Consider the following 21,667-nt stretch of genomic DNA (forward strand, 5'->3'; position numbering starts at 1 on the left):
ATCACCTGTTGCCGTTTGTGCTCGCCCTGGTCGTGTTCGGCAGCGTCGAGCTGTCGCGCTCCTGCCGGAGGTCGTCGATGGTGTCAGACCGGCGAGTTCAGCTTCAACCCGATCATGCCGGTGATGATCAGCGTGAGGCAGATCAGCCGTGTCGGGTCCGCCGGCTCGCTGTAGAGGATCATACCGGCGAGGATGCTCCCGGCCGCGCCGATCCCGGTCCATACCGCATAGGCGGTGCCAAACGGCAGTGAGCGCAGCGCGAGCGACATCATCGCGAAGCTGAGCAGAATGGCGATCACGGTGGCGACGCTGGGCCAGAAGCGCGTCAGGCCGTCGGAATGCTTCAGGCCAAGCGCCCAGATGATCTCGAGAGCTCCGGCCGCGAACAGAGCTAGCCAGCCGTTCATGAGGGCCGCGCGCCCAACGGTGTAACATCGCCCACAGATCCGAGGCGGGCCTCGCGAAGCCGCGGATCGCCTGCACCGAGCAGTCCGGCCATTTCGTCATCTCCGCGCCGGTCGAACCTGCCGTCCATCTGCATGGTTTGCGCGACGCGCATATGACAAGCTGGGCGCGCGTCGGGTCTATCTCTCCTCCATCATCGTGAATACGAATCCTGTCAGCGTTGCGCCGACAGCAAAGGACAGCGTCAATACACCGACGAAGATCACGAGCGTCGCGTGCGGATCGACACTGTGGGCGATCAGGGTCGAGATGCCGAACGCATCCAGTTGGGTCAGCCCGAAGGCGAAGCCGAGCCCCATGGCGATGCCCATCAAGGTGTGGCAGGCCAGCTCGATCAGCATGGCCGGATTGACTACTGCGCTGCGTCGTTTGGGCGGCATGGGCTCGGACTCCACGCTATGGCCGATGAACGCTGGAACGGTGAACGTTGTTCCTGTGCCGGCTGGCAAAGCCGATTGCCAAACCGAGCCGACAGCGGCTACGGATGACCGAGGTTCGGTCGCGGAAAAACAAAGCTCGAACGGCCCGCAAGGGGGGCCGGCGCGCGGCCGAGCGGCGCAGCGTCGCGCGATCCGACAGGGAGGATAACCCATGACGAACGCCATTCGTTTCCACAAGACCGGCGGTCCCGAGGTTCTCGCTTGGGAGCAGATCGAGGTCGGCAAGCCCGGCCCCGGCGAGGCGCGTATCCGCCACACGGCGGTCGGGCTCAACTTCATCGACATCTACAATCGTTCCGGGCTCTATCCGGTCCAGCTTCCGAGCGGACTGGGCAGCGAGGGCGCGGGTGTGATCGAGGAACTGGGCGAAGGGGTGACGGACCTGAAGGTGGGCGACCGGGTCGCCTACGGCTCGTCGCCGCTCGGCGCCTATTCAGAGGCGCGGCTGATGCCGGCCGCGCTGCTGTTGAAACTGCCCGACGAGATCGACGACAAGACCGCCGCTGCCATGATGCTCAAGGGCCTGACCGCCCAGTACCTGATCCGGCAGACCTACCGCGTCAAGGCGGGCGAGACCATCCTGCTGCATGCCGCCGCCGGCGGCGTCGGCCTCATCCTCAGCCAGTGGGCCAAGCATCTCGGCGTTCACGTCATCGGCACCGTATCCAGCGATGACAAGGCGCAGCTGGCCAAGGCCCACGGCTGCGAGCACACCATCATCTATACGCGGGAGGACTTCGTCGCGCGCGTCGGCGAGATCACCGGCGGCAAGAAGGTGCCCGTGGTCTATGATTCCGTCGGCAAGGACACGTTCCTGAAATCGCTCGATTGCCTCGCGCCGCTCGGCTACGCCGTGCTGTTCGGCCAGTCCTCCGGCACGGTCGATCCGCTCAATCTCGGGCTGCTCGCCCAGAAGGGCTCGCTGTTCGTGACCCGGCCGACGCTGTTCACCTACGCCGCCAAGCGCGAGAGCCTGGTCGCGATGGCCAACGAGCTGTTCGACGTGGTCAAATCTGGCGCGGTGAAGATCGAGGTCAACCAGACCTATCCGCTCAAGGAGGCGGCCCGGGCTCACGCCGATCTCGCGGCACGCAAGACGACCGGCTCGACGGTCTTTCTGGTCTGATCTGGCGCGTCCTCCGGTCGCGAGATCCCGATAGGGCCGGCGCAGCCGGGTCAAACCCGCTCGTGCTTGCGCAGGTCGCGGAGGTGATCGGACCGGGCGGCCTGCAGGTCGGCGTCCCGCCCATCGATCTCGGGCAGGGCGGCTTCGGACATGATGTCGGCCGTGACGTCGGCAACCGACCGGTCGACGATCTCGTGGATGAAGCTGACGTTCGAATATTCCCCCGACGCGATGCGCGCAACGACGTCGCGCCGGGTCATCTCAGGATCGACCACGGCCTCGCGTCCGCGCCGGCCGTAGTCGATCATCACGACGAAATACTGCATGGAGCGCCGGTTCGCCTTCGGCTGACTGTGATCGCTCCATTATTTCTTTAAATCAGAATTTTGTCAAGACTGATTCGGTCCACCCTCGTCTCACCGACTCCATCCCCAGCCTGCGCGGCCGCGACCACGCCGGTATCAGCGCAGAGATAGTCCAGGCGATGTGACGTGGCGTGCGGAAGCATGTTCCCGCACGCCATGAGGACCGCGTCATCGCCCATCACTGCACGTTGAACGTCGCGCCGGGACATTCGGTGGTCACGCTGATCGGGATCGCCTGCGCCGCCGCCGCGGTCGGCTTCGGCTTCGCAACCACCTTCCAGCGGCCGGGCTTGTTCAGCCAATATCTGTGCCTCGATGTCGCAATGCGGCGCTCGGTATAGGTCGTGCCCTTCCAGATCAAAGGGCCCTTCGGCTTCGGTGCCGCGACCTCATGCCACGGTCCGAACTCGCCGAAGTCCATGAACCACAGATGCCATTCGAGCTTCTGATATTCATGATGGGACGCGACCACCTCGACGATGGGGCGACCGTTCAGCCACGACACCTCGTCCTCGAGTGGCTTGATCTGCTGGCAACGGGTATGCAACGGCTCCTGAACGCGAAGCAGATCGTCTCGCTGGCTTTGCGTGAGCATCGCCGAGGTGACGGGCAGTCCCACGTTCGGATCATCGGCCGGATATGAGCAGATCGGCACCGTCGGCGGCCCCTGGCCCGTCCAGGGATTGTTGCTGCAATAGACGCGCCTCGTCACCGACGAAATGCCGGTGGTCGCCGTTTCCTCCGCCTTTCCGGTTTCCCGGTCCCAGACACCGCTGAACGTCGTCTTTTGATTCGGCGGACAGGCCACGGTCTTGTGGGCCGTCCACCAGTGCGAAACCTCGAATTCATAGTACGAGTAGCGCGGCTCTGGATACAGCACGGCTCTGACGCTGGTCAGCGCGTGGTGCGCTTCGCACGCCGTTCCATAGGTATCCAGCCAGCACACGAGGTGGAAGTTTTCGTTCGGCCAGCATCCCGCACGCGCCGACGACGTAAAGCCGAGTGCGGCGATCACCAAGGTAAAGGCAAGAAGATATCTCCGCATGGCGTTTCCCATGATGGCGTTTCCCCCATGTCCTGCCTGTGCAGCCACAGGTTGAAGATGAGTTTGCTCCGGCGCGGCGCCTGGTCGTTGATCGGGATCAATCCGCTTGCGCGACGCCGTCAACGCCGGCCGGACGTCGGCGATGACGCGATGGCACAGCGGGTCCGCTCGCTGGCGGCCCGTGGATCGTCGGGGCGGGTCACCGCTTGGAGCCGAGATAGCGGAAGACCAGCCTGTCCCACCGCCGCCTCCGAATGCCGACTGCTACGTCCATCGCGATGAGCTGCGGGTCGAGGACTGATCCGGGCGCCGGGCGCGGCTGGTGGCAAGGCGTCACGCCCGTCGGGCGAATCAGGGTCGATGCGCCCGCACGATGGTCCGTTCATGGCCTTCGATCGCCTGCAGACGACGTGTGCGGAAACGCTTGTTTTGGGCGAGGCTTCAACGCATTGCCCCGGTCTGGCCCGCCGGGCCGAAAGATTCTTCTTTCTCTTTTTCAGAATTCATGATTGTCTACGCGCATCCCGCCTCATGGAGAGGGGCGTATCGCGGTCGTCACGACACGTGGAGGCGGGGAGTGATGGGCGAGCCGGTTTGCAGCGTGGTCATTCGCGCCGACGAACAACACCGGCTCGTACGGTCAAGTCGCGTGGTCCTGATACCCCGATGCCGGTATCAAGCCTGCGCCGGCGCTGACAGCGCCGCGTGGGTGACGGTGACCAACAAGCCCGGCGCACCGGGGAGAACGCGAAGCAGCCGTGAAAACCATCGCGCAGGGAGGGCCGGATCGTTCCGGCTGGACCTGTGGTACCTGCCGCCCGCGTTTTTTGAGCAGGCGGGCCACGGGCCTCAGTCGAGGTCCGGCCTTCCCTGCACCCTCTCGTTTGAAGAGGGTGAGACCACTGTATCACTCGGACGCCTGGGCGCCGCGAGGCTAAGGACGCACATCCCCATATGTCGCTCAGAATTGTTGATCACGACGGCGCCACAGGCGCGGGGCCTACCCTCCCTTGGAGGCGGGATGCAGGGAGAACGCCGCGGCGTTCCCCCTGCATCCGGCGTCGAGTCTTACTTGTTCGCCGCGCGGGCGCGCGACTTGGCGGCCGCCTTGGCGCGGATCCGCGAGATCTGGCCGCGTGGCAGGGTGACGAAGATCTCGCCGATCCAGTCCAGCTTGACCCCCACGATCGGCTTGGCGTTGAAGCTCTTCAGATTGACCACGGACGGCGATTTGCCGCGTTCAATCGTCTTCAGGTAGCGCTCGCCGGACTTGAGGCGTACCACCGCCTCCTCGCCGTAGAAGCTCGACAGCGGGTGCCGCTGCTCGCGGTAGACCACGATCACGTCGCCATTCTCGTATTTCGGCAGCATCGAATCGCCCGTGACCTCGAAGGCGATGGTCTCCTCGGAGATCGGGAAGGGCAGGGCGACCTCGCCGAGGCCCTCGACGGGCACCTGCTCGTAATCCGGCTCGATCACCGAGCCGGCGCCGACCCGCCCCATGATGGGGACGGAATTGAGCTCCAGATATTCCGTGATGAGCGGAATCTCGGCCGCCTTGATCAGGCGCTGGCCGCCGAGGATCTCGGAGACCGCGCCCGGCCGCACGCCCATGGCGCGGGCCAACCCTCCTTTCGTCTTTCCCGGCTTCTCGAGTGCACGCTCGATCATGGCAACGTCCAACATGGCTTTGACCTCTTTTGCGAATCTCGGAAGGGATTATATGTTTCGAATAATCAGAACTCAAGCTTGACTTTTTCTTCGGAATATCGGAAGATTTGGCCGTCGGGTGAGCCGGCGGATCCGGCGGCCCCGACCCAGAAGGAAGAGGCGAGAATGCAATCCACAGATTGGCCAGACCAGCATTCCAAGATGCTGTGCGAGCTTCATGCCCAGGGGCGGTCCTATGCCGAGATCGCGCGCGCCCTCAATGCGCAGTTCGGAACCGCCTATACGCGGAACGCGACGCTTGGCCGCGGCAAGCGGATCGGGCTGGCCGCGCCGGGCGGGCCGAAAGCCGCGCGATCCGCGCCCCGGTCGATGTCCGCGGCGCCCCGAACCGGACGGCGAGGCGCCGACGCGGCGGTGCGGCCGATGCCGTCCCCGGCGAAGCCCGCCGCGGCCGTCAAGCTGCGTTGCGTCGGCATCAGCCCGCGCCTGCTGTCCCTGGACCAGCTCGAGCGCAACGATTGCCGCTACCCCTATGGCGGTGACCGGGACGACGATCCCATCACCTTTTGTGGTCATCCGCGCCAGCCCGGCTCCTGCTACTGCACGCCGCACTACCATCTCACGCGGCTTCCGCCCGAGGAGGCCGCCGTGCGCTCCGCCGGCCCTTTGATCCTGCGGCTGGTTGCCGCCGCGTAGAGCGCGGCAAACCCGACCCGAACCGACCCCATCCATTTTCCGGAGACGAGACATGGTGCGCCCCAGACGCAGCAAGCCCCATCGCATGTCCAAGACCCACGACCGGAGAGCTCACGACCTGCCGCGAAATGCAGACGTGATTCCCGTGGAGATCGACGATCCGCTGGCGCTCGAGCCCGGCGATAAGATCGTCGCGTTGCGATCGGTCCGCAGCGACCCGCTCGGCCGGCTGCACGCGCACAAGCAGCTGGATGACGCCCAATACCGGGCCGGACGGGCGTTCCAGAACGATTGGGAGCGGGCCGAGCGAGGCCCGCAGGCGGTCGATCCCTCGCGCGAGCACGTTGACGGCGCCCGCGGGCGTGAGCCGGTCACCGAAGGCCAGAGGCAGGCGGTGCTGCGGCTCAACCGCGCCGAGCGCGAGCTCGGCGCCGACGGCGCGGCGATCACCCATGACGTCCTGGTGCACGGCCTGACCATGGAGCAGGTCGGACACAAGCGGGGGCTCGCCAGCCAGCGCTGGAATGATTATTTTGCCCGGCGCTTCAAGGAGTGCCTGGACCGGCTGGCCGTGGTCTACGGGTTGTCCACCGACAGGGTCTCCAGGAAATGCGATGGGGCCGTGCGATCGGGCCATCGGGGCGAGAGCTAACGGCCGGTACGACCGGCACTCGTTCCGTCGTCGACGGGTACGAGCGCCGGTCGGACAATCGTTTTCCCTCAGGGATGCGGCGTCACGACATAAGTGGTGCTGTAGGGCTCGACGCGCAGCGAGGCATGCGACAGCAGACCGATCTTGGCCGAAGGTGCCATCTGCAGCTCGCCGTTCGGGCCGCGATGAACGTTGTACTGCCAGGCTGAGAGGTCGCCTTTCTGCGCCAGTGCGCGCGCAACGGCGCTGGCATCGCTGCCGCCGATCGTCGCCAGCTCGTCGCTATTGAGACCGATGACGATCTCGTCCTTGACGGTCACCACCTTGAACAGCGAGGTCGCGCTGTCACCGGCGCTCGCCATCGAAGCGGTGAGCGCCAGCGTGGCGACGGCGCTGAAGAATGGGCGTGTCAGTCTGGAAGGCATGAGGACTCCTGTTGCCGACGGCATGATGGACGGCGTCGGCGTGCAGCCATTGGTTCCCGACGGGGGGCCGTCGGTTCGAAGAAATCGATGCGGCGGTGGGCTGAACCAGGGGGCGTGACGTCGCGTCTAAGCACGATTGCGGGATGCGTACGTGCCGCCGGACGGCCGGGTTGGTCCTGAGTTGACACAGGTCAAGCTGCACGCCCGGGCATGTCGTATTTGGGAACGAGTGAAGTGAAGGGTGATGCCATGTTCAGCGGGAAATATCGATCTCCTTCGGCCGGTGGAAAAATCGCGATTGCGGCCGTCGCGGCCATCGCCGCGGTGGCGAGCGCGCCGGCGCCAGCCCATGCGGGGGCGGCGGGTCCGGCCAACAAGTCGGCGGTCGCGACGGCGACATCCGGCGATTTGACCGATCTCAGCGCTCGTCGGCGCTATCGCCGCGTCTACAGGGGCAATCCGGCCGCCGGCTTGGCCATCATGGGTGCAATGATCGGCACCATCGGCGCAATCGCCGCGCATCAGCACGACGACTATTATTACTATGGGCCCGGCTATTATCCCGGACCCGGCTATTACGGGCCGCCAAGGGTGTACTACGCACCGCGGCCATATTATGTTCGTCCGTACTACGGGCCGCCCGGTTACTACTACAGTCCGTACTGACGTGACGCGGCGCTCCGTCCATGTTGTGGTGTCGGCTCAGAAGCCGCCGGCGCTGAAACGGAGCGGCTGCACGACGTCGTACGCCGCCTTGCTGATCGGGACCGCGTAGTCGACGGTAAGCGGTCCGAACGGTGATGCCCAGGTCATGCCGACGCCGACCGAGGAGCGCAGCACGTTCCTGTTCGCCACTTGGGCATTCTGGGTCGGGCCGCGATAGCCGAACACGGTTCCGGCGTCGACGAAGGCCGATGCACGCAGGCCGTATTCCTGCGGCAATCCGGGAATGTTGCCCTGCAGCTCCGCCGTGGTCGCCCAAAACAGGCTGCCGCCGACATTGTCCATCGTCGATCCTGGCGTCAGATCGCGCGGCCCAAAGCCGCCCGGCGCGAAGCCGCGCACCATGGTGGGACCGCCGAAGAAGCTGTTGAGCAGCGGCGCCTGCTGGCCGCCCCATCCGGTGATATAGCCGCCTTGCGCGCGCACCATGCCGGTCAGGTCGCTGTTGATCGACCGATAATAGCGGACGTCGCCCGTGGTCCGTAAGAAGCGAACGTCGCCGCCGAGACCGGCGAGATCCTGCGTCAACTGCGAACGAATGCCGCTGGTCGGCACCTTGTTGTTGTCGAGCGAGCTGTAGGTGACGGTATTGCCGAGCGAGGACACCGTCTGCCGTCCGGCTGCGACCGCCTGGCGAACCGGCAGGGACACCGCCGCCGGCGAGATCCCCGGCGCGAGCACCACCCTTTGGTCGTAGAGCGAATAGCGCCACAGCATGGCAGTCTGCTCGCTGACCGGCATGCCCAGGGTGAGGGCACCGCCATAGGTGTTGCTGCCGAACGATTGGAATGTGCTGACCATGCTCTGTCGCGCGAACAGCTCCATGCCGGGTGTCGTTCGACCGAGGGCGTAGGGCGAGGTGAAGGACAGGCTGGCGCCTCGCGCGAACTGCCCGTAGGTGAAAGTGGCCTGCGCAGTGTTGCCGGTGCCGAGTACGTTGCGGTCACCGATCTTCACCTCGGCGAGCAATCCGTCCGTGGACGAATAGCCGCCGGAGACGTTGAAGTCCCCGGTCGCCTGATCGACTGCCTCGACATCCAGCACCACGCGATCCCTGGCCGAGCCCGGCCGCGTCGAGATCTTGACGGTCTTGAAGTAGTTGAGGTTGCGCAGGCGACGTTCGGCGCGGTCGATCAGCGTCCGGTTGTAGGCGTCGCCCTCGCTGACGTCGAACTCGCGTCGAATCACGTCGTCATGCGTGCGCGTGTTGCCGTGGATCTCGATGCGCTCGACATAGCTGCGCCGTCCCTGCTCGATCTGGAAGGTGACGTCGGCCTGCCGATCCTGCGCATGCCGATCGATCCTGGGCTCGACCTGCGCAAACGGAAAGCCGAGCTTGCCAAGTTCGGCCGCCAGGACGTCCGAGGTCTTGTCGATCTTGCTCTGGTCGAAGGTGTCGCCCTGCTGCGTCAGCAACAATGTGCGCAGGCGGTCGCAGGCCAGCCCCTGCACGTTGCAGGAGACGTCGACTGCGGCGAATTTATAGAGGCCGCCTTCCTCGATCGCAAAGGTGAGGTTGTAGCCGCCATTTGCCGCGTCATAGTCGACGCTCACGTTCGTGACCTCGGCATCGGCGTAGCCGTGGTCACGGTAATATCGCCGCAGCAGCTCGCGGTCCTCGTTGACACGATCTGCGTCGTAGACGTTGCCCCCGGTCACGAAGCTCAGCACGTTGGTGGCCGAGGTCTTGATCACCGCGTGCAATTGTCGGGCGCCATAGGCGCGGTTGCCTGTGAAGTTGATCGCCCTGACCGGCGTCTTCCTGCCTTCGGTGATGGTGAAGACGAGATCGACGCGGTCGTTTCCGCGATCGATGATCTCCGGGACGACGCGGACGTCGTCGCGTCCCGCACGATGATACGCCTGGATGATGCGGGCGACGTCGCCCTGGACAGTTGCGCGTTGCAGGCCGGCTCGCGGCTTTGATAGCACCGCGCCCGTGAGCTCCGCGTCCTTCACCTTCTTGTTACCTTCGAAGGCGACGCGATCGAGCACTTTTGCTTCCGAGACGCGGACCACGGTCCGTCCGTCGGCGCGGCTGATCTTCACGTCGTCGAACAGTCCGCTCGCAACCAGCGCCTTCAAGCCGGCGTCGAGCGCGGCGGCGTCGTAGCGCCCGTTGGCGTCAGCGCGAAAATAGGATCGCACGGTGTCGGCATCGACGCGCCGATTGCCCTGTACTGCAAGGGCTTCGCCCGCCACCGCCGGCGGCGCGGACGTCAGCACCGACAGCGTCGCAACGATCAATGCGACGTGTCGCGATCTGCTGTCTCCGCGGTGACGGCTGTTTTGGGTCAACATGCGCGCGTCTGCCTGCTCGTCATGCCGGGATGCAAGAGCCGGTGGGCGGCCAAATCATGTCGAGGCCGTGGAGACTCGGGGGCCTGCGATCACGCCTGCGAAGGGTGGCCGGCAGGGAACCGAGCGCGGCCGCAGAATCGACGCAGAGTCGATTCAAACGGCGTGCAGCATCGTCCTCATCCGTACGCGCCAGCAGATGCTGATGCGGCGAACGTTTGTCGGGAGCAGACCATGCGCGCGATCGCCTTGGCCCTCATCGCTTGCACTTTCGTTCAATCAGCCCTTGCTGCTGCGGTCGTCCCAGAGATCGACCCACGCGCGTCGCTCGGTGTCGTCCAGAATTGGATCTACAACTATCGCACCAAACCCGACTACGCCCATGTGCCGGCGGCGGTCCGGGTGCTGTTTCATTCGCAGACGTTCAAGGAGCCGGAGAACGCGGGCATCTATCTCGGCTTCATCGCGGGGGCGATCGGCTCCAATCCCGCCAAGGCCGAACAACTCGTCAACAGCTTCTTTCCCGTGCCTCCCGAGGAGGAGTGGGTGGTCGTGCGTGCCATCGCTTATTCGGGTCTGCCGGATTGGCGCAATCTCATGCGCAGGGTCGCGCCGAAGATGCCGGGCCGCCGCGTGATGATCGACGGCTATCTGAGCGGCGCACAGCCGACCTTGATGGACATCCCCTTGGAGGAAACGAAGCCTGGCGTGATGGACAAGCTGCGTGGCGCATTGACGCAGAATCCGTTCAAGAAGGAGGAGCGCAAGCTCGACACGCGGCTCAGCTACGCGACCCACCAGGATCTGCTCGACATCCTCTGGGGTTATTACTTCGCAACCGGCTCGCGCGTACCGATCCAGCGCATCGTGCAGATGCTGCCGTGGTCGAAGAGCCGCGACACGGTCGACAAGCTGACGATCGGCAGCATGGCGCGCTATACGCTTGCCAGCTATTCGGTGCGCGATGCCAGCCTGCGCGACTATCTCCGGGAGGAGCTGGCGCGGCAGTCGGGACCGGTCAAGGAGCCGCTCAGGGAGGTGGTTGAGGCCGCCGATACGGTGCAGCTCGGCGCCGTCCGCAAGGATGCCGTCGCCGCCGTCGAGGAGCTGAAGACCAGGGGCTCTGACGCCCGGCGCAACATGGATTTCTGGGGACAGCTCGGCGTCGGCGCCCTTGCGCTCGGTTGTGTCTCGGCCGCCGCGCTGGGGCAGGTCGCCGTCGGCATCCCTTGCGTGATCGGCGGCTCGGCCTCCCAGGGCCTGCTCTCGTTCTGGGAGAAGCAGCAATAGACCCTCGGTGGCGCAGCGGAGGCGTTCGTTGGCGGCCGAGGGAAGGGGAGAGCCGGTGGAGTGGATCGGCGGGGCGTCTAGCCCTCAAGGTGCTCTTGCTGCGGAAGCGGCCCGATCGCGTGCCCGATATGCACACTCAAGAGTTGTTCGGCTTTTCGTTTCCTCTACGAAAAGTAGAAAAGGCAGTCAGCGCGCAGTCACTGCCGGCACGCCTATGAAAAAATCAGGACAGGCTGACTTTCACTGCAGCCGGATAAACCGGCTCGCGGTGAACCTCCGCGCCAGATTCGTCGACGACGACGATGGACAGCCTGCGGTCGGTGATGCGCGGGTCGTGCCGGAGGCGCCGGGCCAAATCCCGGCTGTGCTCGATCGCCCCTGCACTCGTCGCAAATTCCAGGCCGGTCCGGTCTCTGGTCGGTATGCCATCCTTCATATCGAAATAATAAGTGCGCATGGTCTTCCTGCAGCCGCTGTGTCGCGGGAGTGGGCACGGATCCCGAGCGAGATCCGCAACCCATTCTTCCCCCAAGCAAACTATAGAAGACCTCTAATGTGGAGGACAAGCTTACCGCTGCCGTAATCCCCCCGCCTCGTTCGGTAAACGACCGTTTCCACTGGTATCGTCAGCCGGAAACTGCCAGAAGGCTCAAATTGTGACGCCGAAATCAACCAACCGGTCAGTTCGGCTTGCTGCAAGAGTTGTTCGCTGGCATACTTTCAACCTCGTCGGGTTCCGCACGGTCGATTTCCAGGCGGGCCATCCTGAGGATCAGGGTCGCAGTCGTCAGACCGAGACTTTCAGCCTCGATTGCTGCAGTATCTACCTTGCGTGCAAGGCCTTCACGTTTGCTAAGGACTGGCATTACTGTTTCCTGCCAAAGGTGCGAGATGAAGAATTCAACATTCATCGCGGAGCTGCACACGAAGCTCGGAGCCCCATCGAGCGAAGCCGTGGAAAGCCTTCGTCTGCTGAAGGCATTCCTGAAGCTGGCTCCGGGCCAGCGCATCGAGGTGATCGAGATGGTTGAGCGGTTGACCGCGGAGTCCCTTTCGGAGACCGATCGCCCTCTGTCCTGAGCTCATCCCTCCCGATTACCTGCAATGGTTGCGGGAGGTCGCGTCGCAATCGCATAGATTGCATCATCCAGCGCTTCCGATTCGTGCAGCGTCCCGGCCGGCAGCAGAATCTTGTCGCCGGCCGTGCAGATGCGCTCGCCACCTTCCCAACGAAACGTGAGTCGTCCCTGGATCACGACGAGGATTTCGTCGACGGGGTGGGTATGGAAGGCGTGAACCTTGCCGGCCGCATCGTGCTGCAGCTCGATGCAGCCCTGCGTCGGCAACAGCGCCAGGATGTCGGGATCGATCGCGAAGCTGGTCTTCGTTCCAGCGATGATCTGGGTCATGCGGCCTGCTCCTTGTCTGCAATGGACGATGGCTTGGTCTGCGCCAGCTTGTGGAAGGGACAGGCCGGCGGCGGCTGGTTGTCGTCGTAGAGGAAGTACTGTTTGAACTCCCGGCCCTCCGGATTGCCGTAGCGTCCGAGCTGGGGCGAAGGCGCCGTCGTGTCGAATGGGACCAGCCGTTTGCGCACCTCGCCGAAGGCCTTGGCGGCGGCCTCCTCCGTGCCGAGCATCCGTTCGAACACCCAGCGCGGCTGGAAGGTCAGCATGAATGCGCTCGAGCGGCGGCTTTGCCGCATCACATGCGCGGGCGTGCTGCAGACGACGAAGATCGGCTCTCCGGCAAACGAAAACTCCCACATCGGATGATCGACGGTCTCGGGAATTTCGGCGGGCCACGGCTGGCTGTCGACGCGCGCCAGCTGATCGAGGATGTGCCAGAACTTCTTGTAGTAAGAGTTGATGGTCTGGACCGGGCGCGGGCGCGTGAACAGCACCAGCGAGGTGTTGGGTCCGTGCGAGCGGCTCTCCGAGACGAACAAGGCGAGCTGCTGGCCGAGCACGTCGATGTCGATGGGGTCGAGAAACAGATAACGAAGCTGATCGTGACGATAGCCCGCGACGCCGAATACGCACGGAAAGGGTCTTGCTTCGCTGCTCATCTGAGCCTCGAATTCCGAAAACAGGACACTTTGCCAGGTGCCGGCCTGATGGCCGGATCGGGCTTCGTCCCTTCTCAAATACAAACGCGACATACTGACCCTCTCTGTTCTTATGCTTAAGTACGAAGTATCAATTTGCGCCTCATCATCAGCGGCCCAAGGAGTCCAGGAAGCGACATCAGAACGAGAATTTCGATCAGGGCTGCGTAGCCGGAATCGCTGGCGGCACTGCGCAGGCTTGATCCGATGTCGGGGTTGAGGCCGCTCGCACTCACCATGGCAAAGGCGATCACCGGCTGAGCCAGTCCGGCAAAAATGCCGGCGGCCGTCGTATTGATCGATGCGCCGACGCCGATGCGCTCCGCCGTGTAGAGATGCTTGGTGCTTTTCAGGATCAGCGGCACGGTGCCCCCGGCCATCAGACCGAGCACGGCGAACACCGCGCCGACATAGAAGAAGCCGAAGCTGTGCGCCAGTGCCGGCAACAGCATCACGACGAGCAGCATGCGCAGCAAGGTGATGGAGATCAGAGCTGCATTGAGCGACTGCATCCGGTCCGCGGCATGGCCGAGAAAGATCGATCCGATGGCGTTGCCGACCATGAAAGCGAGCAGGGGACCGCCGGCCGCCGAAGGCGAGATGCCGAAATAATGCGCGACCATCGGGATGCCCCATACCCCGGCGAGCGTGGTCACGACCGCGAAATGGGCAGCGAAGCTCATGGCGCAGCCCCAGGTCGCGGCCGATCCGAGCGCATGCCAGCTTGTGACCAGGACGCTCTTCAGCGTCCGGCTGGTGTAGTTCGCCGGTGCCGATTTCAAGGTCGCGAACGCGCAGGCAAAGTTCGCGACGCCGACGCAGGCGATGAAGAGAAAACAGGCGCGCCAGCCGAAGCCGCTGACCGCAGCGGCGAGCGGGGTCGTGGCGAGGACGCCGCCGACATAGCCCGACACCTGGGAGATGCCGGACATCAAGCCGAAACGCTGGTCGGAAAAGCTCTGCGCGACGAGCTTCAGCAGCGCCGTGAACACCAGCGCGTCGCCGCAGGCCACGACCACGCGCGCGACGAAGACGTCGAGCAGGCTGGGCGACAGGGCGAAGGCGGCACTGCCGAGCACCGACGCCGTCATGCTGCACAGCACGACGCGCTTCACACCGTAGCGGTCGACCAGAACGCCCGCGGGGATCTGCATCAAGGTGTAGCCCCAGAAGTAGCTGGAGGCGAGCATCGCGACGCCGGAGGCGTCGGTGCCGAAGTCGCGCATGAAGTCGAGGCCCACGGTCTGCGGCGACATCCGCTGCAGGAAGGCGACGGCGTAGGCGAGCGCGACCGTACCCCACGCAACATAGGCGCGATCGAGGAACCGGAGCGGAGAGGATGCGACCGCTTGTTGTCCGAGCGCCGCCATCACACCCTCGCATAGCCGACGGAGAACAGGGCGTCGGCGGAATCCGGGATGATCCGCGACATCGCGGTCTCGACCAGCGAGGCTCTGCCGTGATAGTCTTGCCTGATGTGCTGGATGTGTCCGTAGGCGCCGCGCATGATCATGCGGGGCACCTCGAGCGGCTTGCCCGGATAGATCGTCGCGCACATCTCGACGCAGGCGGCCTGCAACTCGGCATCCGCCGTCTCATCGAGCAGCGACGGCGCGACTCTCTCGCAGATCTTGGCGTTGGCAGCCCACACGATCGGGTTGCGCGTACGCCATCCGTAAAGAATTTCTTCGCCGGGTGTGGCCGAGCCGTGATGCTTGAGGATCTGCGACGTAAAGAACCCATACAGGCCACGACCCTGATGTGCGGGTAATACTTCGGTCCCACTGCGATAAATGGCCGGCCGCTGCGCGATGGTCATCACGCGATAGACTGAGAACGCGACCAGTCCGACGTGATCGTAGACCAGAACGAGGCCGTATTTGCCGGTGAATGGCGACGAGGCCGCGGTCCAATGCGGTTCGATTGCTTTCCAGTTAATGGCAATGATCGAATTCATTGCATCCATGATCGGCTGCCGATCAGGCAGCTCGATCTCCGACGCGTCGGAAAAGCTGTAGACGGTGTAGTCGTCCCAGGGCGAGGCGATGGTCCTGTATCGACCGTCCAAATTGCGCGACATCGCGTGAACTCCACCACTGCAAGGTCGAGCTATACAGGCGGTCCTCCGATGGCTTAAAGGACAATATGCCCTCGAATTCTGCCAACTCTCCCCGGCGTGCTGCGGTGCGTCGAGATAGTGCCGAAAGGCGGCTGGCCATCTTTGCCTTTCCCGGAGTGACGTTGCTCGACGTTTCCGGCCCGGCGCAGGTGTTCGCCGAACTCAGCGAGATCGAGCTGCCAGGGCCGGGCTATGCGCTGAGCTACGTGTCCAAGGAGGGCGGACTGGTGCCGACCGATGTCGGCCTGATGATCGACACTGCGCCACTCTCGTCCCTGAAGCCTGAGGAGGTCGATACGCTGCTGATCCCGGGGGGGCCCGGCATCTGGAAGCTGCGGCAGGACGAGATGGTGATGCAGTGGATCGGCCAGGTGCTCCCCGGTGCCCGGCGCATCGCATCCGTCTGCCTGGGCGCCTTTGCGCTGGCCTGGGTCGGCGCGCTGGAGGGCAGGCGGGCCGCGACACATTGGCGCTACTGCCCCCGTCTGCAGGACAGTTTTCCGAACGTGAAGGTCGAGCCCGACGCGATCTTTGTGCAGGATGGCCGGGTCTGGTCATCCGCAGGCGTGAGCGCCGGCATCGATCTCGCGCTGGCGATGATCGAGGAGGATTTCGGCCATACGATCGCGCTCGACGTGGCGCGCCGGCTCGTCGTCTTTCTGAAACGTCCTGGTGGCCAGAGTCAGTTTTCGACCGTCCTGGCGGCGCAGGCGTCCGACGTCGAGGGTCGGTTCAGTGCGCTGCATGCCTGGATCATCGAGAACATCGCCAGCGACTTGCGGGTCGAGGCGCTGGCCGCGCGAGCCGGCATGACGCCGCGCACCTTTGCGCGCACCTATGTCAGCCGCACCGGCATGACCCCGGCACAGGGAGTCGAGGCGCTCAGGGTCGAGACGGCGCGCCTCCTACTCGAAAGCCGCCAGATCGAAAACGTGGTCGAAATCGCCAAACGGGCGGGCTTTGGCGACGACGAGCGCATGCGGCGGGCGTTCCTGCGGCATCTCGGTGTGTCGCCGTCGGAGTATCGGCGCCGCTTCTCGGGCTGAGCGGCGCTTGCCGCAACCGGGGCTGACAAGACTCGCCGGACTCGGCGCCCTTTCCTTTGCTTTCGGGTCAATCCCGCCGCTCGCTTTGAGGCCGGTGCGGCCATGCCTTATGCGAGCGCTCAAAGCCTTCCGTAAAAGGCCACGTGTATAATGCTGAAAATTTGATGCAGATCCGCCTCCGCCGAGGGGAAAGGCCAATGACCAACATCGTTCCCTTTCGCACGAGGACACTCTCTCCTGAGGCCGCCTTTGCGAGCGCTGAGCAGAAGGCGGTGGTTGTGGTGGCCGGTGCTGGCCTCATGGACACCGTGCGAGTCGGTGCATTCAGCGTCAGGGAGGATGCGAGAAAAACTGTCCTCCTCCTCGATCTTGCCCTGCAGCATGCGCGAGAGCTCTCGGGCCTGTTGCGGACGAGCGCGCGCGACGGATCTATGATCGTCACCTCGCTTCGATCGAATACGCTTTGCAGATTGCGCGTCAACGTATAGCCGCATTCTGACAGCCGCTGGCGGCTTTCCTCCGCATCCATTTGTACGGCGACGCAGGGAGTCGGATGTGGTAGTTGGATCTGTCGTGGAGGAAGCAACGATGACCCAAACCAAACTGGAAGTGCCCGCTGAACTGCGGGACCTGGCCGAAAAGACCATCTCGCAGGCTGAAAAAGCATTCGAGATGTTCTTCGACGCAGCCGGCAAGTCGATCGGCACAGTTCCCGGGCCTGCCGCCGACATGTCCAAGCAGGCGCTCACTCTTACCGAGCAGAACATCAAGACGGCCTTCGAGCACGCTCGAAAGCTCGTTCACGCCACCGAGCTCGAGGAGGCGATGCGGATCCAGTCCGAGTTCCTGCGCAGCCAGTTCACCAACGCCGGTGAACACATGAAGACGATCACGGCGAGCATCATGTCGGCCGCGAGCAAGGCGACCGAGCCCAAGAGCTGAAGCGCGAGCCTCGCCGTCGCAGGAGCGACGGTCTGCATGGACGGAACTCGGCGGCAGTGCTGCCGCCGAATGGATGCGAGCGGACGAGACGGGCGAAAGAGCCCAGCCCTATTTTCGCAGGCTGCCGATATAGGCGGCGATGTCGGCTGCCTCCAGCCGGTTGAGCGGGAAGCTTGGCATCTTCGGATGCGGGTCGAGCAGGAAAAACGCGACCTTCTCCGGCGTGAAATCCGTTCTCTGAGCAATCTGGGCGAAGGAGGGAACGTCCGCGCTGGCCTGCTTCTGCGTCCCCTCGATGAGGTGGCACGAGGCGCACCAGCGACGGGCCAGATCTCCGCCGTGATCCGGATCGGCGGCCCAGGCCGGTGTCGATGCCGCAGCCGCGATCGCGATCGCCATAACTCTCATCACCGAGGCGTGCATCAAGGAACTCCTGATCTTTGTCTGTTGGGTGGTGGCATACCTCGCCGGAGTGACGGCGGGTGGCTCACGAAGGAATGTTTCGCCCCCGGAGAGGAGCGATCTTGGCGGCTCCGTCTCGCAGGCACGCGCGGCACGTCGATGAATCTCGACGTCAATTACAGCATGATTTGGGAAAGTGGGACAGGTCGATCCGGCTGACGATTGCCTTCAGGAGCGCGGTCGCGCGGCGCAGCCAAGACATATCGGCCGGGCGAGACACGTCGGTCGAGGCGGTGATCGTCAACTCTTCCGCAACGTAGGACATGTCGAGCCCTCCCTGTCGCTCAGCATCTTTCCGCTCAGCCTGTTGACGAGATGCGTACCGCCACATGCTGGGCATGCGGCCGCCTCATAGGCATCGAACTGGTCGGCAAGAACCGGTGCGGCCAAGTCGATCTGAACGTTCGATCCCGTCTGGGAGCAGCGAAAAACGAGAGTTTCCATCATCTAAACATGACAAATGCCGGCATCGATGCCTTGATCTGTCTCAACAGACGATGAGGCGACCGGCGCGTGCCGGACTGCCGGAGGACAGAATGTCAGGTCAGGCTATGCGATGCGGCCTTCGCCCTGCCGATCCGTTCGGCAACGTTTACCGTGGACACGGAACCCGTCTGGGCCGCACGGAGGGCCGCATCGATCTTCGACTTCACGCGCCGCGCTGCGAGCGCAGCGAGTCTGGTCTGGGTGCGTCCGGTCTTGATCTGATCGCCAAACTCGTACCGCCATTCCCAAATGTCCGGTTCAGCAGTCGCCACGACGGTATATTGAACACCTCGGTGGATCACGGAACCCCCCCTGTCAACACTTCCACTCAAAGTCAATGTCTAACCAATCTACAATCAATCCGGGCAAATACGGGACTGGAACAATTGCCAGCTCCGCGGTGGTTAGAGGGTTAACACCACCATGCCGACAATGTTCCGCAGGTGCCCGGCTTCCGTGCACACTTTTCCGGTGCGGATATCGGCCGTGCACAATCGGCGGAAATCGCGGGGCAGCCTGAAGACGCAGACGGGGGCTGCGTTCAAGGGCCCGAAATCTGCCAGAAGGGCGGACGACGCGTGTGGCGGATTCGAGTTCCGATCGATGGCCGGCAGGAGATATCAAGGCACGACATGCCGGAGTCGATGTTAGTCCGCCATCCCGAGACGAGGTCCATCTTGCTTGCCGATGATCAAGAACTGGCGAAGACAGATAGCGTGGCAGCCGGTAACGGCAACGGAGGTCGTGACCTCCGGGTCGACGCGTTCCGGGGGCTCGCCCTTTGGTTCATCTTCATCGATCATGTTCCGGACAATTCGCTGGCGTGGCTGACGCTGCGCAACTACGGCTTCAGCGACACCTCCGAGGTGTTCGTCTTCGTCTCCGGCTACACCTGCATGCTCGCCTATGGCGGAGCGCTGCCGAAGCAGGGCTGGGCGACCACGGTGGTGCGGGCGCTGCGGCGCGCCTGGGAGATCTATGCGGCGTTCCTGGTGCTGCTGCTCGCCTATGCGGCGCTGGTCTGGGTGATCGGCGGCGGCACGCGCTTCGTCGACGAGACCAACACCGGCTTCTTCTTTCGCGAGCCCGGGCCCACGCTGGTGCATGTGGCGCTGCTGCAATTCGCGCCCGTCAACACCGACATCCTGCTGACGTTCGCAATCCTGCACATCTGCTTTCCCGTCATCCTGTGGCTGATGATCACCAGCGCGACGTTGACGCTGGTGCTTTCATTCCTGCTCTACATGATGGTTCAGCTGTTCAGCTGGCAGGTGCCGGCGTGGCCGAGCGGCGAACTGTATTTCAATCCGTTCGCCTGGCAGTTCCTGTTCGTGATCGGCGCCTGGTACGGCTGTGCCGGCACCACGCGCCTGCGTCCGCTCCTCGACTCGCGAGCGCTGTTGATCGTGGCGATCACCTATCTCGCGTTCAGCCTGTTGATGGCGCTCAGCTGGGAGTTCAAGAGTCTCGAGAACCTGATCCCGTCGGCCATCAACGGCCTGATCTATCCGATCTACAAGAGCCACCTGGCGCCGGTGCGGCTCTTGCACTTCCTGGCGCTTGCCTTCGTGGTGTCGCGGCTGGCGCCGCGGGACTGGAAGGGGCCGATTCGTCCGCTGATGACGGCCATGATCAGGTGCGGCGAGAACTCGCTCCCGATCTATTGCCAGGGTGTGCTGCTGGCCTTCCTCGGCCAGGTCATTCTGACCGACGTGGCGAGCGGGTTGGCGATGCAGCTGCTGATCAGTGTCGCCGGGATCGCGATCATGACCATCGCGGCCACGCTGCTGACATGGGAATCACAGCTCGACCGGCGCGGGCCGCGGCTGTTCTGACCACCGCTCCTCAACGCCGGCGTGCGACGGTGACCCCGAGCAGGAAGGCGACGAACAGGCTCGCGAGCGGCGCCTCGCGGGTGATCGCGCTGATGGTCGACAGGGCGGTCCCCGGCCGCCGCGCGGCCCTTGCCGCTTCGCTCAGTCGGTCAACGGCCGCTCCCAGCGTGCCCACCACCTCGCCGAGTGTGTGTGACATGTCCGTCGCGGTGTCGAGCGCGCGTTCGGCAACGCCCGGCTGTGGAGGTGTTTCGAACGTTTCGCTGTTCACTGTCGTTGCCTTCTTGCCGCGGCTCGTCGGATTGGCACCCCCGTGCCGACGCGATTCGGCCGAGGGCGAATGTAATGCTCCTGAAAATGCCGGCTGATGCGATTGGTTCCCATGGACCGAGACGTCGCTGGCGAAGCATGCGGTGCAAAATCGCGCTACGCTGGGCGACCGGCCGTCGATGAAAGGATTCCGTCTTGGCTTCTCCAGACCTTACAGCGCCACATCGCATCGCCGTCCTTGGTGCGCCGATCGATCTCGGCGCGTCGGTCCGCGGTACGCTGATGGGGCCTGCTGCGCTGCGCACCGCAGGTCTCGTCACCGTGCTGGAAAGTCTCGGGCTCGACGTCACCGACTACGGCGATGTCGGCATCGCCGACATCACGGAGCAGGTTGACGAGCCGCCGATGAAGGCCAAGCACTATCGCCAGATCCAGCGCTGGTCGCTGGTGCTGGCGCGTCGCAGTCAAGAGCTGGCGCAGACCGGCGCCATCCCGGTGTTTCTCGGCGGCGACCATTCGCTGTCGATGGGGTCTGTGAACGGGATCGCGCGCCATTGCCACGAGATCGGGCGGGAGCTGTTCGTGCTCTGGCTCGACGCACATGCCGACTACAACACGCCTGAAACCACCATCACGGCGAACATGCACGGCATGTCCGCCGCGTTCTTGTGCGGCGAGCCGGGTCTCGATGGTCTGCTCGGCGACGAGGCACGCACGTCCATCACCCCAGATCAGTTGGAGCTGTTCGGCATCCGCTCGATCGACAGAGCGGAAAAGGAACTGCTGCGTCTCCGGCGTATCAGCATCGCCGACATGCGCGCCATCGACGAATTCGGCGTCGGCGTGCTGATGCGCCGGATCCTCGACAAGGTTCGTGCGCGGAACGGCGTCCTGCATGTGAGCTTCGATGTCGACTTCCTCGACCCCGAGGTCGCCCCCGGCGTCGGCACGACCGTACCGGGCGGCGCGACCTATCGCGAGGCGCATCTCATCATGGAGATGCTGCACGATTCCGGCCTGGTCCGTTCGGTCGACATCGTCGAGCTCAACCCGTTCCTCGACGAGCGCGGCAAGACCGCGCGCGTCGCCGTCGAACTGGTCGCCAGCCTGTTCGGTCAGCAGATCACGGACCGGCCGACGCCGAGCAATGCGATCGTTCCGGATCAATAGAGCGGATGCCTCCTCACTCGACCTCGGTGAGCCC

Annotated in this window: 27 protein-coding genes; 11 read left to right on the top strand and 16 right to left on the bottom strand. The window is 64.2% G+C overall.

Features of this window, described 5'->3' with window-relative positions:
* Nucleotides 1-83: 83 nt before the first annotated feature.
* Together QW861_RS07845 and QW861_RS07850 are read right to left on the bottom strand one after the other, a co-directional pair.
* The gene (locus QW861_RS07845; protein ID WP_315713012.1) at nt 84-407 is read right to left on the bottom strand and encodes a multidrug efflux SMR transporter; all 324 of its coding nucleotides are present in this window, start codon (nt 405-407) and stop codon (nt 84-86) included.
* Nucleotides 408-584: 177 nt separating this feature from the next.
* Nucleotides 585-845, bottom strand: a complete 261-nt coding sequence (locus QW861_RS07850) for a hypothetical protein (protein ID WP_315825146.1) — start codon at nt 843-845, stop codon at nt 585-587.
* 211 nt (nt 846-1,056) lie between these two features.
* Here QW861_RS07850 and QW861_RS07855 point away from each other — a divergent pair, with 211 nt between their 5' ends.
* On the top strand, nt 1,057-2,031 hold the full coding sequence (locus QW861_RS07855) for a quinone oxidoreductase (RefSeq protein ID WP_315752890.1): 975 nt from the start codon (nt 1,057-1,059) through the stop codon (nt 2,029-2,031).
* Nucleotides 2,032-2,081: 50 nt separating this feature from the next.
* Here QW861_RS07855 and QW861_RS07860 read toward each other — a convergent pair whose 3' ends face one another.
* The 3 genes from QW861_RS07860 to QW861_RS07870 all read right to left on the bottom strand — a co-directional run bounded on the left by QW861_RS07860 (nt 2,082) and on the right by QW861_RS07870 (nt 5,127).
* Nucleotides 2,082-2,357, bottom strand: coding sequence for a hypothetical protein (locus QW861_RS07860; protein WP_315713008.1), 276 nt, complete (start codon nt 2,355-2,357; stop codon nt 2,082-2,084).
* A gap of 217 nt (nt 2,358-2,574) precedes the next feature.
* Entirely contained in the window at nt 2,575-3,564 is a 990-nt protein-coding gene (locus QW861_RS07865) for a hypothetical protein (RefSeq protein ID WP_316192889.1), read from the bottom strand.
* 945 nt (nt 3,565-4,509) lie between these two features.
* Complete coding sequence (locus QW861_RS07870; RefSeq protein WP_315713004.1) at nt 4,510-5,127, bottom strand: helix-turn-helix transcriptional regulator; 618 nt, start codon at nt 5,125-5,127, stop codon at nt 4,510-4,512.
* 150 nt (nt 5,128-5,277) lie between these two features.
* Here QW861_RS07870 and QW861_RS07875 point away from each other — a divergent pair, with 150 nt between their 5' ends.
* Together QW861_RS07875 and QW861_RS07880 are read left to right on the top strand one after the other, a co-directional pair.
* Nucleotides 5,278-5,808 carry a GcrA family cell cycle regulator gene (locus tag QW861_RS07875; protein ID WP_315825144.1) on the top strand — a complete coding sequence of 177 codons (531 nt, stop codon included), beginning with the start codon at nt 5,278-5,280 and terminating at the stop codon, nt 5,806-5,808.
* 52 nt (nt 5,809-5,860) lie between these two features.
* Entirely contained in the window at nt 5,861-6,460 is a 600-nt protein-coding gene (locus tag QW861_RS07880; RefSeq protein ID WP_315825143.1) for a DUF6456 domain-containing protein, read from the top strand.
* Nucleotides 6,461-6,528: 68 nt separating this feature from the next.
* On the opposite strand, the gene QW861_RS07885 is transcribed toward QW861_RS07880, so the two are convergent.
* The gene (locus QW861_RS07885) at nt 6,529-6,885 is read right to left on the bottom strand and encodes a hypothetical protein (RefSeq protein ID WP_315825142.1); all 357 of its coding nucleotides are present in this window, start codon (nt 6,883-6,885) and stop codon (nt 6,529-6,531) included.
* A 249-nt stretch (nt 6,886-7,134) separates the two neighbouring features.
* Here QW861_RS07885 and QW861_RS07890 point away from each other — a divergent pair, with 249 nt between their 5' ends.
* On the top strand, nt 7,135-7,551 hold the full coding sequence (locus QW861_RS07890; protein ID WP_316192890.1) for a hypothetical protein: 417 nt from the start codon (nt 7,135-7,137) through the stop codon (nt 7,549-7,551).
* Nucleotides 7,552-7,587: 36 nt separating this feature from the next.
* On the opposite strand, the gene bamA is transcribed toward QW861_RS07890, so the two are convergent.
* The gene (gene bamA / locus QW861_RS07895; protein WP_316192891.1) at nt 7,588-9,909 is read right to left on the bottom strand and encodes an outer membrane protein assembly factor BamA; all 2,322 of its coding nucleotides are present in this window, start codon (nt 9,907-9,909) and stop codon (nt 7,588-7,590) included.
* A 231-nt stretch (nt 9,910-10,140) separates the two neighbouring features.
* On the opposite strand from bamA, the gene QW861_RS07900 reads away from it, so the two are divergent.
* Nucleotides 10,141-11,196 carry a hypothetical protein gene (locus QW861_RS07900; RefSeq protein ID WP_315825140.1) on the top strand — a complete coding sequence of 352 codons (1,056 nt, stop codon included), beginning with the start codon at nt 10,141-10,143 and terminating at the stop codon, nt 11,194-11,196.
* A 223-nt stretch (nt 11,197-11,419) separates the two neighbouring features.
* On the opposite strand, the gene QW861_RS07905 is transcribed toward QW861_RS07900, so the two are convergent.
* Together QW861_RS07905 and QW861_RS07910 are read right to left on the bottom strand one after the other, a co-directional pair.
* On the bottom strand, nt 11,420-11,653 hold the full coding sequence (locus QW861_RS07905) for a DUF6894 family protein (RefSeq protein WP_316174114.1): 234 nt from the start codon (nt 11,651-11,653) through the stop codon (nt 11,420-11,422).
* Between the two features lie 223 nt (nt 11,654-11,876).
* On the bottom strand, nt 11,877-12,107 hold the full coding sequence (locus tag QW861_RS07910) for a hypothetical protein (RefSeq protein ID WP_315712990.1): 231 nt from the start codon (nt 12,105-12,107) through the stop codon (nt 11,877-11,879).
* On the opposite strand from QW861_RS07910, the gene QW861_RS07915 reads away from it, so the two are divergent.
* On the top strand, nt 12,088-12,276 hold the full coding sequence (locus QW861_RS07915) for a hypothetical protein (RefSeq protein WP_315712988.1): 189 nt from the start codon (nt 12,088-12,090) through the stop codon (nt 12,274-12,276). The genes QW861_RS07910 and QW861_RS07915 overlap by 20 nt on opposite strands.
* Before the next feature lie 2 nt (nt 12,277-12,278).
* On the opposite strand, the gene QW861_RS07920 is transcribed toward QW861_RS07915, so the two are convergent.
* From QW861_RS07920 to QW861_RS07935, 4 genes are all read right to left on the bottom strand, one after another.
* Nucleotides 12,279-12,605, bottom strand: coding sequence for a cupin domain-containing protein (locus QW861_RS07920; RefSeq protein WP_316166115.1), 327 nt, complete (start codon nt 12,603-12,605; stop codon nt 12,279-12,281).
* Entirely contained in the window at nt 12,602-13,264 is a 663-nt protein-coding gene (locus QW861_RS07925) for a YqcI/YcgG family protein (protein ID WP_409977957.1), read from the bottom strand. Before QW861_RS07925 ends, QW861_RS07920 begins: the two co-directional genes overlap by 4 nt.
* 116 nt (nt 13,265-13,380) lie before the next feature.
* A complete protein-coding gene (locus QW861_RS07930) occupies nt 13,381-14,673 on the bottom strand; it encodes an MFS transporter (RefSeq protein WP_316192892.1) in 1,293 nt (430 codons plus the stop codon).
* Nucleotides 14,673-15,383 (bottom strand): hypothetical protein, encoded by a 711-nt coding sequence (locus tag QW861_RS07935; protein WP_315825136.1) that lies wholly within the window; start codon nt 15,381-15,383, stop codon nt 14,673-14,675. Before QW861_RS07935 ends, QW861_RS07930 begins: the two co-directional genes overlap by 1 nt.
* A 65-nt stretch (nt 15,384-15,448) precedes the next feature.
* Here QW861_RS07935 and QW861_RS07940 point away from each other — a divergent pair, with 65 nt between their 5' ends.
* The 3 genes from QW861_RS07940 (at nt 15,449) to QW861_RS07950 (ending at nt 17,410) form a co-directional block, all read left to right on the top strand.
* The gene (locus QW861_RS07940; protein WP_315753489.1) at nt 15,449-16,468 is read left to right on the top strand and encodes a GlxA family transcriptional regulator; all 1,020 of its coding nucleotides are present in this window, start codon (nt 15,449-15,451) and stop codon (nt 16,466-16,468) included.
* 197 nt (nt 16,469-16,665) lie between these two features.
* Nucleotides 16,666-16,956: a hypothetical protein gene (locus QW861_RS07945; RefSeq protein ID WP_315712976.1), complete on the top strand. Its 291-nt coding sequence runs from the start codon at nt 16,666-16,668 to the stop codon at nt 16,954-16,956.
* A gap of 100 nt (nt 16,957-17,056) precedes the next feature.
* Complete coding sequence (locus QW861_RS07950) at nt 17,057-17,410, top strand: phasin (RefSeq protein WP_315713636.1); 354 nt, start codon at nt 17,057-17,059, stop codon at nt 17,408-17,410.
* A gap of 108 nt (nt 17,411-17,518) precedes the next feature.
* On the opposite strand, the gene QW861_RS07955 is transcribed toward QW861_RS07950, so the two are convergent.
* Nucleotides 17,519-17,833 carry a c-type cytochrome gene (locus QW861_RS07955; RefSeq protein ID WP_315712974.1) on the bottom strand — a complete coding sequence of 105 codons (315 nt, stop codon included), beginning with the start codon at nt 17,831-17,833 and terminating at the stop codon, nt 17,519-17,521.
* A gap of 151 nt (nt 17,834-17,984) precedes the next feature.
* Nucleotides 17,985-18,137: a hypothetical protein gene (locus QW861_RS07960; protein ID WP_315712972.1), complete on the bottom strand. Its 153-nt coding sequence runs from the start codon at nt 18,135-18,137 to the stop codon at nt 17,985-17,987.
* An 865-nt stretch (nt 18,138-19,002) separates the two neighbouring features.
* Here QW861_RS07960 and QW861_RS07965 point away from each other — a divergent pair.
* Nucleotides 19,003-20,193, top strand: coding sequence for an OpgC domain-containing protein (locus tag QW861_RS07965; protein WP_409998681.1), 1,191 nt, complete (start codon nt 19,003-19,005; stop codon nt 20,191-20,193).
* 10 nt (nt 20,194-20,203) lie between these two features.
* On the opposite strand, the gene QW861_RS07970 is transcribed toward QW861_RS07965, so the two are convergent.
* The gene (locus QW861_RS07970) at nt 20,204-20,464 is read right to left on the bottom strand and encodes a hypothetical protein (RefSeq protein WP_315712969.1); all 261 of its coding nucleotides are present in this window, start codon (nt 20,462-20,464) and stop codon (nt 20,204-20,206) included.
* A 194-nt stretch (nt 20,465-20,658) separates the two neighbouring features.
* Between QW861_RS07970 and rocF the strand changes: the two genes are divergently transcribed.
* A complete protein-coding gene (rocF, locus tag QW861_RS07975) occupies nt 20,659-21,633 on the top strand; it encodes an arginase (protein ID WP_316192893.1) in 975 nt (324 codons plus the stop codon).
* Nucleotides 21,634-21,667 lie beyond the last annotated feature (34 nt).

The organism is Bradyrhizobium sp. SZCCHNRI1029 (assembly GCF_032487555.1).
Classification (GTDB): domain Bacteria; phylum Pseudomonadota; class Alphaproteobacteria; order Rhizobiales; family Xanthobacteraceae; genus Bradyrhizobium.

Coding starts and splice junctions, on each gene's coding strand:
- QW861_RS07880 (WP_315825143.1), top strand. CDS start 5,861: ATGGTGCGCCCCAGACGCAGCAAGCCCCATCGCATGTCCAAGACCCAC.
- QW861_RS07955 (WP_315712974.1), bottom strand. CDS start 17,833: ATGCACGCCTCGGTGATGAGAGTTATGGCGATCGCGATCGCGGCTGCG.
- QW861_RS07860 (WP_315713008.1), bottom strand. CDS start 2,357: ATGCAGTATTTCGTCGTGATGATCGACTACGGCCGGCGCGGACGCGAG.
- QW861_RS07915 (WP_315712988.1), top strand. CDS start 12,088: ATGAAGAATTCAACATTCATCGCGGAGCTGCACACGAAGCTCGGAGCC.
- QW861_RS07945 (WP_315712976.1), top strand. CDS start 16,666: ATGACCAACATCGTTCCCTTTCGCACGAGGACACTCTCTCCTGAGGCC.
- QW861_RS07875 (WP_315825144.1), top strand. CDS start 5,278: ATGCAATCCACAGATTGGCCAGACCAGCATTCCAAGATGCTGTGCGAG.
- QW861_RS07925 (WP_409977957.1), bottom strand. CDS start 13,264: ATGAGCAGCGAAGCAAGACCCTTTCCGTGCGTATTCGGCGTCGCGGGC.
- QW861_RS07885 (WP_315825142.1), bottom strand. CDS start 6,885: ATGCCTTCCAGACTGACACGCCCATTCTTCAGCGCCGTCGCCACGCTG.
- QW861_RS07935 (WP_315825136.1), bottom strand. CDS start 15,383: ATGTCGCGCAATTTGGACGGTCGATACAGGACCATCGCCTCGCCCTGG.
- QW861_RS07965 (WP_409998681.1), top strand. CDS start 19,003: ATGTTAGTCCGCCATCCCGAGACGAGGTCCATCTTGCTTGCCGATGAT.
- QW861_RS07900 (WP_315825140.1), top strand. CDS start 10,141: ATGCGCGCGATCGCCTTGGCCCTCATCGCTTGCACTTTCGTTCAATCA.
- QW861_RS07920 (WP_316166115.1), bottom strand. CDS start 12,605: ATGACCCAGATCATCGCTGGAACGAAGACCAGCTTCGCGATCGATCCC.
- QW861_RS07890 (WP_316192890.1), top strand. CDS start 7,135: ATGTTCAGCGGGAAATATCGATCTCCTTCGGCCGGTGGAAAAATCGCG.
- QW861_RS07960 (WP_315712972.1), bottom strand. CDS start 18,137: ATGTCCTACGTTGCGGAAGAGTTGACGATCACCGCCTCGACCGACGTG.
- QW861_RS07905 (WP_316174114.1), bottom strand. CDS start 11,653: ATGCGCACTTATTATTTCGATATGAAGGATGGCATACCGACCAGAGAC.
- QW861_RS07930 (WP_316192892.1), bottom strand. CDS start 14,673: ATGGCGGCGCTCGGACAACAAGCGGTCGCATCCTCTCCGCTCCGGTTC.
- QW861_RS07850 (WP_315825146.1), bottom strand. CDS start 845: ATGCCGCCCAAACGACGCAGCGCAGTAGTCAATCCGGCCATGCTGATC.
- QW861_RS07845 (WP_315713012.1), bottom strand. CDS start 407: ATGAACGGCTGGCTAGCTCTGTTCGCGGCCGGAGCTCTCGAGATCATC.
- QW861_RS07910 (WP_315712990.1), bottom strand. CDS start 12,107: ATGAATGTTGAATTCTTCATCTCGCACCTTTGGCAGGAAACAGTAATG.
- QW861_RS07950 (WP_315713636.1), top strand. CDS start 17,057: ATGACCCAAACCAAACTGGAAGTGCCCGCTGAACTGCGGGACCTGGCC.
- QW861_RS07870 (WP_315713004.1), bottom strand. CDS start 5,127: ATGTTGGACGTTGCCATGATCGAGCGTGCACTCGAGAAGCCGGGAAAG.
- QW861_RS07940 (WP_315753489.1), top strand. CDS start 15,449: ATGCCCTCGAATTCTGCCAACTCTCCCCGGCGTGCTGCGGTGCGTCGA.
- bamA (WP_316192891.1), bottom strand. CDS start 9,909: ATGTTGACCCAAAACAGCCGTCACCGCGGAGACAGCAGATCGCGACAC.
- QW861_RS07855 (WP_315752890.1), top strand. CDS start 1,057: ATGACGAACGCCATTCGTTTCCACAAGACCGGCGGTCCCGAGGTTCTC.